Here is a 12526-nt window from a genome sequence, read left to right as displayed (position 1 = left end):
GATGCGCACCCTGATCCGACCCGCCCAGTACGCCGCCCTCGTGGCGTACATCGTCTTCCTCGGCTTCCCGCTGCTGTGGCTCATCTCGGCGTCGCTGAAGTCCTCGGGCGAGCTCAACTCGCTGAGCATCAGCCTGCTCCCCCAGGAGTGGCACTGGGACAACTACTCCAACGCGCTCGCCCGGCAGGGGCTCGTCCGGTCGGCCGCGAACAGCGCCGCGGTCGCCCTCGTGTCCACGCTGCTCGTCATCGTGATCGCGATGCCGACGGCGTACGTCCTGGCCCGCCTCAAGGGCAAGATCCGGGCGGCTGGGATCGGCTGGATCCTGGTGAGCCAGGTCTTCCCCGTCATCCTCATCATCCTGCCGCTGTTCCTCATCCTGCGGACCCTCGGCCTCACCGACAGCCTCGTCGGCCTCACCCTGGTCCACACGACCTACACGCTGCCGTTCGCGCTGTGGATGCTGCAGGGCTACGTCACCGGCATCCCGGTGGACCTCGAGGAGGCCGGCTCGATGGACGGCGCCGCTCGGCTGCGGGTGCTGCGGTCGATCGTCTTCCCGCTGCTCGTCCCCGGCGTCGTCGCGACCGCGATGTTCTCCTTCGTCTCCTCGTGGAACGAGTTCTTCTTCGCCCTCGTCCTGCTCCAGTCCCCGGAGAACTACACCCTGCCCATCACGCTGAAGATGTTCATCGGTGGTGAGGGCAAGGTCGCGCTCGGTCCCCTGGCGGCCGGATCGGTCCTGGCCGCGATCCCGAGCATCGCCTTCTTCTCGATCATGCAGCGCAAGCTCGTCGGCGGCCTCATGTCCGGCGCCGTCAAGGGCTGACCCAGAACCCCAACCCATCCCCCTCGAAAGGTCGACCAATGAAGATCCGTGGAGCCTCCACAGCCGCATGCCTCACGATCGCCGCGCTCACCCTCGCCGCCTGTGGCGGCGGGGACGATGACGGCGGCGCCAGCGCGGACGGGCCCGTGACGCTCACCTTCCAGTCCCTGTCCGACCAGCCGGCCGCCATCGAGGCGACCGAGTCGATCGTCGCGGAGTGGAACGAGGCCAACGCCGACGTCCAGGTCGAGATCGTCCCGGCGGGCTGGGACGGCATCTACGACAAGCTCATCACCCAGTTCAACGGCGGCGCCGCGCCGGACATCATCCACTACGAGGCCGCGAGCATCGTGCCCTTCGCCCGGGACGGCTACCTCGCCGACCTGTCGGAGTACATGTCCGACGAGCGTCGCGCCGACATCCCCGAGGGCATCCTGGACTCGGTGACCGTGGACGACCAGCTCATCGCCTACCCGACCGAGCTGCAGTCCTACATGGTCTTCGCGAACACGACGATGCTCGAGGAGGCCGGCGTCGAGATCCCCTCCGGCGAGACGATGACGTGGGACGAGCTGCGCGAGCTCGCCCAGGCCACGACCACCGACGGCGTCCACGGCCTCGGCTGGGGCCTGGCGAGCCCGACGGCGGCGTTCATGTCCTTCGCCCCCGGGTTCGGCGGCACCTTCTTCGAGGGCACCGGCACCGACGCGACGATCACCATCGGAGAGGGCGAGCTGGCGGTTCCCCAGCTGGTCCACACGATGGCCTTCGAGGACCAGACGGTCCTGCCGGTCACCCTCACCCAGTCCGGCTCCGAGACGCTCGCCTCCTTCTACGGCGAGCAGATCGCGCTGACGATCCAGGGCTCCTTCCAGGCCGCGAACATCGCCACCGACGCCCCCGAGGGCTTCGAGTGGACCGTGCTGCCCCCGCTCGAGGGACCCGAGGGCGCCGGCCAGGCCGCCAACCCGCAGACGCTGTCCGTCAACATCGACTCCGAGTACGTCGAGGAGTCCGCGGAGTTCATCGAGTTCTTCACCGAGACGGAGAACCTCGCGGCGCTCAACGAGGCCGACGCCCTCATCCCGGCGACGACCTCCGCCCAGGAGCTGATGGCCGAGGAGCTCGGTGACGAGAACGGCTGGGCGACCATCCTGTCCTCCGGCCAGCACCTCGTCTCAGCGCCGTACCTGTTCGTCGACGCCTACGCGCAGTGGAAGGACACCGTGGCGACCCCGGCGTTCCAGCGCTACCTCGCGCAGGAGATCGACGCCGAGGGCCTCGCCGCCCAGCTGGAGGACGGCTGGACCGAGATCACCGGATGACGTCGCTGCGGGTGGTGGCCGCCGAGGCCACCACCCGCACCGGCCGCCGGACGCGCGGATGATGTGCACGCAGGACAAGAGCAGGGAGTGGACGCTGTGAGCTGGCTGGAAGATCGGTGCGTGGCGGTGATCACCGGCGCCGCCGTCGGTGACGCCCTGGGCGGCGCGACGGAGGGGTGGACCCCCGAGCAGATCGAGGAGCGCCACGGCGGCCGCGTCCGCGGCATCGTCGGGCCCTGGTACGAGGACTGGCGCACCGCGCGCCCCATCGCGCCGTACCACAAGGGCGACGGCCACATCACCGACGACACCCTGATGACGCGGGCGCTGGTCGAGGTCTACGCCAAGCGGCGCACCCACCTGGACGCCTACGCCGTCGCCGAGGACTTCGTCCCGCTGATGATCGGCGAGCCGACGTGGATCCCCGAGCTCGAGTCCGAGGCCCTCCTCCTCCAGCGGGTGTTCCTCGCGGAGAAGTGGATCGTCGCGCGGCTCCACTACGGGCACGTCGACCCGCGCGAGGCCGGCGTCGGCAACGTCGTCAACTGCGGCGCCGCGATGTACGTCCCGCCCGTCGGCCTCGCCAACCCCGGGGACCCCGACGCCGCCTACGCCGAGGCCATCGACCTCACCGGCGCCCACCAGTCCTCCTACGGCCGGGAGGCCGCCGGCGTCTTCGCCGCCATGGTCGCCGCCGCCGTCGCCCCCGGGGCGAGCGTCGAGGACGTCCTCGCCGCCGCCCTCGCCGTCGCCCACGACGGCACGGCCGCCGCCCTGCACGCCGTCGCCGACGCCGTCCGCGACGTCCCCGTCCCCACCGACGACGACGCCGAGCGCGCCCTGGCCCGCGTGGTCCGCGACGCCGTGGCCCCCTTCGACTCCGTCGGGCCCGAGTACCGGCAGATGTCCATGGACGCCCGCCGCCCCTCCCGGACGAAGGCCATCGAGGAGCTGCCGGCCGCGCTCGGCTTCGTCCTGGGCCACCGCGGCGACTACCGCGGCGCCGTGCTCGGGGCCGTCAACTACGGCCGCGACGCGGACTCGATCGCCGTCATGGCCGGTGCCGTGTGCGCCGGCCTGGGCGGCAGCGAGGTCGTCCCGAGCGAGTGGCTCGACGAGATCGAGCGCGCGAGCAGGATGGACATCCGCGCCACCGGCCGCCTCATGGCCGACGCGGCAGCCGACATCGTGCGCGCCGACCGTGAGCGCACCCGCGCCCGGCTGGCGGCCCTGGAGTCGCTGAGCGAGGCGGAGGGCGTGCGGTGAGACTGACCTGGGCGCAGCCCGAGGACCTGCTCGCCCACGAGCTCGTCCAGTCCGCGGCCGAGGGCCGGGACGTCGCCGCCGTACACGAGCACTGGGTCGCCGCCGGCGGTGACCCGGTCCCCGCGGTGAGCGGCGCCGGCCCCGTGCCGGCCACACCGGAGCTGCGGGCGCTGGCCCGTGAGCTGCTCGAGGAGCTCGCCGCCCTGCCGGCGGCGCCGCACCCGGACGAGCCCGACGACTGGGAGGCCGTCGCGGCACTGCTTCCGCCGGCCCCGTCACTGCCCGCCCCGACGGACCTCACCGGGCGCGTCCTCGGCGCGTGGACCGGCCGCGCCGCCGGCTGCCTGCTCGGCAAGCCGGTGGAGAAGATCCCGCGGCAGGGAATCGAGGAGATCCTGCGGGCGACCGGGCGCTGGCCGCTGGACCGCTGGTTCACCGCCGTCGGCCTGCCCGACGACGTCGCCGCGCGCTGGCCGTGGAACCGCCGCTCCCGCCCGACGTCGCTGGAGGAGAACATCTCCGGCATGCCGGAGGACGACGACCTCAACTACCCGATCCTCGCGCTCCTCCTCCTCGAGCAGCACGGCACCGGGTTCACCACCGACGACGTCGCTCAGCTCTGGCTCGACCACCTCCCCGCAGGCCGGGTCTTCACCGCCGAGCGCGCCGCCTACCGCAACATCCTCGACGCACGGCCCGTCCCGGAGACCGCGACGTACCTCAACCCCTTCCGCGAGTGGATCGGCGCGCTCATCCGCACCGACGTCCTCGGCTGGGTCCGGCCCGGGGACGTCCGCGCCGCCGCCCGACTCGCGTGGACCGACGCGCGGCTGAGCCACACCCGCAACGGCGTCTACGGCGCCATGTGGGCCGCGGCGCTCGGCGCGGCGACGACGGTCTGCGACGGCGTCGAGGACGTGCTCGACGCGGCGTCGGCCGTCGTCCCACCCCGCAGCCGGCTGGCCGAGGCGGTCCGGCTCGGCCGCGAGCTCGGCGCCGCCTGTGACGGCAGCAAGCCGGCGGTGCGGGAGGCGCTGGACGGGTTGCACGCCGCCTATGGCACCCTCCACTGGGTGCACACCCTCAACAACGCCGCCACCATCGCGTTCGCCCTCACGGCCGGGCGCGGCGACTTCAGCGCCAGCGTCTCGCTCGCCGTCACCGCCGGTTGGGACACCGACTCCGCCGGCGCGACCGTCGGCGCCGTCGTCGGCGGGCTGCGCGGCGTCGACGGGATCGGCGAGCAGTGGACCCGGCCGCTCGAGGGCCGGATCGCCACGTCGCTGCCCGGCGGCGAGCAGCGCATCACCGACCTTGCCGCGCGCACCGTCGCGCTGGCCGGAGCGACGACGGGAGCCGGCGATGAGTGAGGACCGGGGCCGCGTCGTCGTCGTCGGGTCGGCGAACGTCGACCTCGTCGTGCCCGTCCCGCGCCACCCGGCGGGCGGCGAGACGATCCTCGGCGGAGACCTCACCCGCCACGCGGGCGGGAAGGGGGCGAACCAGGCCGTTGCCGCCGCGCGTGCGGGTGGCGCCGAGACCACCTTCATCGGGGCCGTCGGGCGGGACGAGTCGGGTGACCTGCTCCTCGCGTCGCTGGACGGCGCCGGGGTGCGCACGGACCTCGTCGCACGGGTGCCCGGAGCGACGGGGACGGCGCTCATCTCCGTCTCCACGGACGGCGAGAACACGATCATCGTCGCGCCGGGGGCGAACTCCCTCGTCGAGGTCGGCGGCGCCCAGGCCGAGCGGCTCGCGGAGGCGGACGTCGTGCTCGCCCAGCTCGAGGTGCCGCTCGACGTCATCACCGCGGCCGCCGCCGCGCGGCGGCCCGGGGCCCTGTTCGTCCTCAACGCCGCGCCGTCCCGGGAGCTGCCGCCGGAGGTGTGGGACGCCGTCGACGTCCTCGTCGTCAACGAGCACGAGGCCGCCGACCTCGCCGGCCGGCAGGACGAGCCCGCCGCGCTGGCCGCCGACCTGCTGGCCCACGTCGGTGCCGTCGTCGTCACGCTCGGCGCGCAGGGCAGCCTCGTCGCCGAGCGCGACCGCGACCCGGTGACCGTCGCCGCCTTCCCCGTCGAGCCCGTCGACACGACCGGCGCCGGCGACACCTACTGCGGCGTGCTCGCCGCGGCCCTGGCGCGTGGCGCCGGGCTGCCGGCCGCCGCCCGGCTCGCCGCCGCCGCCGGTGCACTGGCGACCACCGCCGCCGGCGCGCAGGAGGCCGTGCCCACGGCCGCCGCCGTCGCCGCGCTCGCCGGCCAGGACTGACCCCCAGAGAAAGGCACCATGGACACCTTCGACCCGCTCGTCCCCCGCCCGATCGACCTGCCCACGCAGGTCCCGCCGGGTGAGCTGACGCCGGAGGTGAGCCTCGCGCTGGACGAGGCGAAGATCGTCGCCGGGCCGGCGGACCCGGCCGACCGGCCGGCGTGGCGCGCGACGCTCCACCGGTGGCGACGGGACGCCCGCGAGCGCCACGGCTACACGGGCGCCGCGTACGAGCGGCCGGAGGCACGGTGGGCGGCACGCTGCCACACGGTCGCGCAGGTGTGGCTGTGGGACGAGCTGCTCTACTCCTTCGCCGAGCACCGCTTCACGCCCGAGCGGTTCCTCGCCGACGCCCGCGAGCGCTTCGGCGGGCTCGACGCCGTCGTGCTGTGGCACGCCTACCCCGTCATCGGGATCGACGAGCGCAACCAGTGGGACTTCTACCGCGACGTGCCGGGGCTGGGCGAGCTGGTGCGCGACCTGCACGCCGCCGGGCTCCACGTGTTCGTCGACTACAACCCGTGGGACACCGGGACACGTCGCGGCCGCGACGACGTCACCGAGCTCGCTGCGCTCGTCGGTGACCTGCCGGCCGACGGCGTCTTCCTCGACACCCTGAAGAAGGCCGAGCCCGAGCTCGTCACCCGCCTGGAGGAGGCGCGCCCCGGCATCGTCCTCGAGGGCGAGTCCAAGCTGGCGGTCGAGCGCATCGAGGACCACTCCTCCTCGTGGGCGCAGTTCTTCGCCGACTCCCCCGTTCCCGGGGTGCTGCGCGCGCACTGGTACGAGCGCCGCCACATGCAGCACCACGTGCGCCGCTGGCACCGGGACCACTCCGAGGAGCTGCAGTCCGCGTGGCTCAACGGGGTGGGCGTCATGGTGTGGGAGGTCGTCTTCGGCGTGTGGGTCGGCTGGACCCCGCGCGACGCCGCGACCGTGCGCCGGATGGTCACCGTCCAGCGAGCCGCGGGTGACCTCCTGCTCGACGGCGAGTGGACGCCGCTCGCCGAGCTGGCCCCCGCCGCCGAGGAGGCCCGGGTCTACGCCTCCCGGTGGGAGCTGGACGGGCTCACGCTGTGGACCCTGGTCAACCGCGGCGAGGCCGACTACGCCGGGCCGCTGCTCGCCGAGGCCCCCGCGTCGGGCACGCTCGTCCCGCTCACCGAGACCGACGACGACGGCGCGACGCTGCTGGTCCCGGGCCGCGGCATCGCCGCGCTGCTCCACGTCGCCGAGGGGGTCGCCGAGCCGGGGTGGCTGGCGGACATCCGGGCCGAGCTCGCCCGCGTGCCGCACGTGCCCGACGCCCGGTTCCGCCACCGGGTGGCCGAGCGGCTGACCCCCGCCCCCGCCACCCCCCTCCCCGCCGACAGCGGAGTTGTTGCCGGGGCCGAGCCGGCCCCCGCCGTCGTCGTCCCCGCGGGCGAGCACGTCCTCACCGTGCGCTACCGGGCGCGCGAGACGGGGATGTACCAGGGTGCGCCCTACGTCGACGAGTGGAAGCCGCTGCCACCCAGGCTGCACGACGCGCGGACCCTCCAGCGGGAGGTCCGGCTCGCCGGCCCGGTGGCGGTCGGGGCCACCGAGGTGACCAACGGGGAGTTCGCCCGCTTCCTCGACGTCACCGGCTACCGGCCGGCGGACGACCACCGCTTCCTCGCCCACTGGTCCGACGGGCGTCCCGCCCCCGGCAGCGAGGGCCGGCCGGTGACCTTCGTCGACCTCGACGACGCGCGCGCCTACGCCGCCTGGGCCGGCGGGCGGCTGCCGAGCGAGGACGAGTGGCAGCTCGCCGGCGAGCTCGGGACGCTCCACCGCGGGCGCCCGGCCGTGTGGAACTGGACCGAGAGCGAGCACAGCGACGGCCGCACCCGGTTCGTCATGCTCAAGGGCGGCAGCGACTACCGGGCCGAGGGCTCGGAGTGGTACGTCGAGGGCGGCGTGCACGCCCCGGACCACTCCGTGAAGTACCTCCTGCCCGGGCTGGGGCTGGCCCGCGGCGCGACCGTCGGGTTCCGCTGCGCGTGGGACGTGTCCCCCGACGCGACCCCCGGTCTCGCCACGGAGGTGGCCCGGTGAGCGTGTCCCGCGACCCGCAGGCCGGCGCGCTGGCGGGGCTCCGCGTCGTCGACGCCTCGACCCTCTTCGCCGGGCCGATGGCCGCGATGCACCTGGGCGACATGGGCGCCGACGTCGTCAAGGTCGAGCACCCGAGCAAGCCCGACCCCTCGCGCGGCCACGGCGCCGCGAAGGACGGCGTCAACCTCTGGTGGAAGACGCTGGGCCGCAACAAGCGCACGGTGACGCTCGACCTCGGCTCGGACGGCGGGCGCGAGGCGTTCCTGCGGCTGGCCGAGCACTCCGACGTCGTCATCGAGAACTTCCGCCCCGGCACCCTCGAGCGGTGGGGCCTGGGGTACGAGGAGCTCTCCGCGCGCAACCCGCGGCTCGTGCTCGCGCGGGTGAGCGGCTTCGGGCAGGTGGGGCCCTACCGAACGCGCCCCGGCTTCGGGACGCTCGCCGAGGCGATGAGCGGCTTCGCCGCGATGACCGGTGAGCCGGACGGCCCCCCGACGCTGCCACCTTTCGGCCTGGCCGACGGCGTCGCGTCCCTCGCCACCGCCTTCGCCGTCATGGTCGCGCTGCAGGCCCGCGAGCGCACCGGCGCCGGGCAGGTGGTCGACCTGGCGATCATCGAGCCGATCCTCGCGATGCTCGGCCCGCAGATCACCCGGTGGGACCAGCTGCGCACGGTGCAGCCGCGCACCGGCAACCGCTCGGCGAACAACGCCCCACGCAACACCTACCGGACCGGTGACGGGCAGTGGGTGGCGGTCTCCACGTCCGCGCAGTCCATCGCCGAGCGGGTGATGCGGCTCGTCGGCCGCCCCGAGCTCATCGCCGAGCCGTGGTTCGCGCGCGGCGCCGACCGGGCACGGCACGCCGACGTGCTCGACGACGCCGTGGGCGGCTGGATCGCCCGGCACACCCGAGACGAGGTCGTCGCCGCGTTCGAGGAGGCCCAGGCCGCCGTCGCGCCCGTCTACGACGCCGAGGACATCGTCGCCGACCCGCAGTTCCAGGCCCTGGGCACGCTCCACGAGATCGAGGACGAGGAGCTGGGGCCGATGCTCATGCAGGGCCCGCTGTTCCGGCTCTCCGGCGCCGACGGCGTCATCCGCTTCACCGGCCGTCCGCACGGCGCGGACACCGAGGAGGTGCTCGGCGAGCTCGGCTACACCGCCGAGGACGTCGCCCGGCTGCGCGAGGACGGCGCGGTATGAGCACCGTCCCGCCCCTCACGCTCCTCTACGTCCCGGCCGACCGCCCCGACCGGGTGGAGAAGGCGCTGGCCTCGTCCGCCGACGTCGTCATCGTCGACCTCGAGGACGCCGTCGCCCCGGCGAGCAAGGACGCGGCGCGCACGACGACGGAGCTCATGCTGGCCGCCCACGCCGAGGAGCGGGTCGTCCAGGTGCGCGTCAACGCCGTCGGGACGCCGTGGCACGACGAGGACCTCGCCATGGCCTCCGCCCTCCCCGGGGCGGCCGGGGTGCGGCTACCCAAGGCCGAGGACGTGGAGACGGTGCGGGCGGTGTCCACCCGGCTCGGCGGACGCGCGCTCCACCTGCTCGTCGAGTCCGCGCTCGGGGTGGAGCGAGCCTTCGAGCTGGCCGGCGCCGCCCCCGGGGTGGCGTCCCTCGGGCTCGGGGAGGCGGACCTGCGCTCGGACCTGCGTGTCGACGACGACGCCGGCCTCGGCTGGGCGCGCAGCCGCGTCGTGGTCGCGGCCCGCGCCGCAGGACTGCCCTCCCCCGCGATGTCGGTCTACCCCGACGTCCGCGACCTCGCCGGCCTGGCCGCGTCCTGCCGGGCCGGACGGGCGCTCGGGTTCGTCGGTCGAGCGGCGATCCACCCGGCACAGCTCGGCCCGATCCGTGAGGCGTTCCTGCCGTCGGCCGGCGAGGTCGAGCAGGCGCGGACCGTCGTCGAGCGGGTCGGCGAGGCCGTCGCCGCCGGGACCGGCGCGCTCGCGCTGCCCGACGGGACCTTCCTCGACGTCGCGATGGTCGAGCGGGCGCGGGCGACGATCGCGCTGGCCGAGCTGCACGGGGGCGGCTGAGCACACGAGCTCCGGCACGTCGTGCCGGTCACTGCGGGCGACGACGCCCGCGGTCACAACCGAAGGAGAACGATGACGCAACGACGCCTCCTCCGGCGAGCGGCGGTGACGGCGACCATCGCCGTGACCGCCGCCGTCGGAGTGTCCCTCTCGCTCCCGGCGCTCGCCGCCGAGAGCGGCACGCTGGTGCCCGGGCAGGCCGCGGACACCGCCGCCGGCCCGGTGGACTACACCGTCTACCTGCCACCCGGCTACGACGCCGCGGCCGAGCAGCGCTACCCCACCGTCTACCTGCTCCACGGACGTGGCGACACGCAGGCCGCCTGGCAGCGCGTGGCCGGGGACCTCGACGAGCTCATCGGCTCCGGCGAGCTCCAGCCGCTCATCGCCGTCATGCCCGACGCCCCGTGGAACGAGCGCGGCAGCTGGTACACCGACTCCCGCTACACCGGCGACGCGGCATCCGGTCCCGGAGTGGCCGTGGAGACCGCGCTGGCCGAGGACCTCGTCGACCACGTCGACGCCACCTACCGGACGGTCGCGCACCGCGAGGCGCGCGCCGTCGGCGGCTACTCCATGGGCGGGGCCGGGGCGCTGCGCTTCTCCCTCGCGCACCAGGAGGACTTCTCCGCGGGCATCGTGCTCAGCCCCGCGTCGTACGTGCCCGAGCCACCGGCCGACTCCTCGGTCCGGGACTACGGCGCCTACGGCGTCGGGGACGCGCTGTACGACACCGACCGGTACACCGCGCTCTCCTACCCGACGGCGCTGGCCGGGCTCGACCCGGCGCTGCCGGTCCACCTGTTCGTCGCCGTCGGCGACGACGAGTGGCCCAACCCGGACCCCGCCGACGCGCGCCACGACATCGACTTCGAGTCCGCGCAGCTGTACAACACCGCCCGGCGGGTGCCCGGCGTGACCGCCGAGCTGCGGGTCCTCGACGGCGGCCACGACTGGGACGTGTGGCAGCCCGCCTTCCGCGAGGCGATCCTCGACGTCGGGCAGCGGCTGCGCACCGAGCCGGTCACCCCGTGGGACGCCGAGCTCATCGGGTCAGCGGGTGACGACCGCGCCGGAGGGATCGTCGGGACCGACGACGGCGGGACCGCCGTCGTCGTCAATCTCGCCGGGGCGTGGGACGGGTACGAGCCCGCGGGCGGGATGGACGCCGTCGTGCTGCGGCGCGCCGCGGACGGGACGGAGACGTGGCGGCACGCCGTCGCGACGGCCGCCAACGACCGCGCCTACGGCGTCGTGACCGGGGCCGACGGCGGCCTCGTCGTCGGCGGGTACACGCGCGGCACGCTCGCGACGGGTGAGGCGGACACGCAGGACGACGGGTTCGTCGTCGGCGTCGACGCCGCGGGCGAGCGGGCGTGGACGCTGGAGGTCGGCGACCCGGCCGCCGCCGACCGCTTCTACGGCGTCGCACCGGACGGCGAGAGCGGCGCGTACGTCGCCGGGTACACCAGCGGCAGCTTCGCGGGCACGCCGAGCGCCGGGGACAAGGACGCCGTGCTCGCACGCGTGTCGTCCGACGGTGAGCTGCTGTGGAGCGTGCAGGTCGGCGGCCCGGGTGAGGACAAGGCGATGACGGTCGCGCTGACGGCCGACGGTGACGTCGTCGTCGGTGGCACGACCGGCGCCGGTCTTCCCGGGACCGAGCACCTGGGCTCCGGGGACGGCTGGGTCGCGCGGTACACCGCCGACGGCGAGCAGCAGTGGGTCCGGTCGGTCGCCTCCACCGAGAACGACCTCGTGAGCGGGCTCGTGCCGCTCGAGGACGGGACGGTGCTGGCGGTCGGGCACAGCAAGGGCGAGCTCGGGAGTGCCGGGCTCGGGGACAACGACATCGTCGTGCGGGCGTTCGCGGCCGACGGCGAGGAGCTGTGGACCACGCGCGCCGGGACGTCGACGGACGACCGCGGCGCCACCGGCGTGGCGACCGCCGACGGCGGCGCGATCGTCGTCGGGACCACGTACGGGGCCATGGGTGAGGCGCACGGCGGGGTCGACGTCGTCGCCCTGCCGTTCACTGCCGACGGTGTGGCGGGCGAGGCCGTGCAGCTCGGCTCCCGCGAGCGTGACGGCGCCGACGAGTGGGACGAGGCGAACCTCATGGTCGCCGCCGGGACCGACGGGCCGTGGCTCACCGGGCTCACCTTCGGGGCGCCGGCGGGGGCGACGAACGCTGGTGCCGGTGACGTGTTCGTCATGCAACTCGTCGCCGACAGCGGCGAGGAGCCGACCGAGCCGGAACCGACGACCGACCCGGAGCCGACGCCGACCGCTGAGCCGACCGACGGGCCGACCGACGGGCCCGAGCCGACGACGACACCGGGGCCGACCACGACACCGGGGCCGACCACGGTGCCGGGTGAGACGCCGTCGGGGTCCCCGACGGTGCCGGGCGACGGACCGGGGAGCGGGCCCGGGAACGGGCCCGGGAACGGGAGTGACGCGGGTGGCCGCGGGCTCGCCTCGACGGGCGCAGCCGTGGGCGGCGCGGTGCTGCTCGCCGTGGGGCTCGCGGGCGGTGGAACGGCGCTGGCGGTCCGGCGCCGCGGGATGACCGCGCCCGGCGCGACGGGCTGACCACCGCCGCCGGCGGCGGACGTGCCGGAACAACGTGTGAGGTTCGAGCCCCCTGGAGACCCGAACCCCACACGTTGTTCCCGGCGTGGTTCTCGAGGCGGCCCCGGGCCGGTCCGT

Annotated in this window: 9 protein-coding genes; all 9 read left to right on the top strand. The window is 74.9% G+C overall.

Features of this window, described 5'->3' with window-relative positions; all coding sequences use genetic code 11:
• Position 1 precedes the first annotated feature (1 nt).
• Positions 2-829, top strand: coding sequence for a carbohydrate ABC transporter permease (locus VR894_RS04415; protein WP_324650133.1), 828 nt, complete (start codon positions 2-4; stop codon positions 827-829).
• Positions 830-867: 38 nt separating this feature from the next.
• Entirely contained in the window at positions 868-2154 is a 1287-nt protein-coding gene (locus tag VR894_RS04410; protein ID WP_324650132.1) for an ABC transporter substrate-binding protein, read from the top strand.
• 120 nt (positions 2155-2274) lie between these two features.
• On the top strand, positions 2275-3420 hold the full coding sequence (locus VR894_RS04405) for an ADP-ribosylglycohydrolase family protein (RefSeq protein ID WP_324650131.1): 1146 nt from the start codon (positions 2275-2277) through the stop codon (positions 3418-3420).
• Positions 3417-4790, top strand: coding sequence for an ADP-ribosylglycohydrolase family protein (locus VR894_RS04400; RefSeq protein WP_324650130.1), 1374 nt, complete (start codon positions 3417-3419; stop codon positions 4788-4790). Before VR894_RS04405 ends, VR894_RS04400 begins: the two co-directional genes overlap by 4 nt.
• Positions 4783-5691, top strand: coding sequence for a ribokinase (locus VR894_RS04395; RefSeq protein WP_324650128.1), 909 nt, complete (start codon positions 4783-4785; stop codon positions 5689-5691). Before VR894_RS04400 ends, VR894_RS04395 begins: the two co-directional genes overlap by 8 nt.
• Before the next feature lie 18 nt (positions 5692-5709).
• Positions 5710-7770 carry an SUMF1/EgtB/PvdO family nonheme iron enzyme gene (locus VR894_RS04390; RefSeq protein WP_324650127.1) on the top strand — a complete coding sequence of 687 codons (2061 nt, stop codon included), beginning with the start codon at positions 5710-5712 and terminating at the stop codon, positions 7768-7770.
• Positions 7767-8975: a CoA transferase gene (locus VR894_RS04385; protein WP_324650126.1), complete on the top strand. Its 1209-nt coding sequence runs from the start codon at positions 7767-7769 to the stop codon at positions 8973-8975. Before VR894_RS04390 ends, VR894_RS04385 begins: the two co-directional genes overlap by 4 nt.
• A complete protein-coding gene (locus tag VR894_RS04380) occupies positions 8972-9814 on the top strand; it encodes a CoA ester lyase (protein ID WP_324650125.1) in 843 nt (280 codons plus the stop codon). Before VR894_RS04385 ends, VR894_RS04380 begins: the two co-directional genes overlap by 4 nt.
• Before the next feature lie 72 nt (positions 9815-9886).
• The gene (locus tag VR894_RS04375; RefSeq protein ID WP_324650124.1) at positions 9887-12409 is read left to right on the top strand and encodes an alpha/beta hydrolase; all 2523 of its coding nucleotides are present in this window, start codon (positions 9887-9889) and stop codon (positions 12407-12409) included.
• The last annotated feature ends 117 nt before the right edge of the window (positions 12410-12526 follow it).

The organism is Georgenia sp. H159, from assembly GCF_035607575.1.
Lineage (GTDB): Bacteria > Actinomycetota > Actinomycetes > Actinomycetales > Actinomycetaceae > Oceanitalea.
Note: the sequence above shows the minus strand (reverse complement) of the source record. Positions and strands in the feature narration are given on the sequence as shown.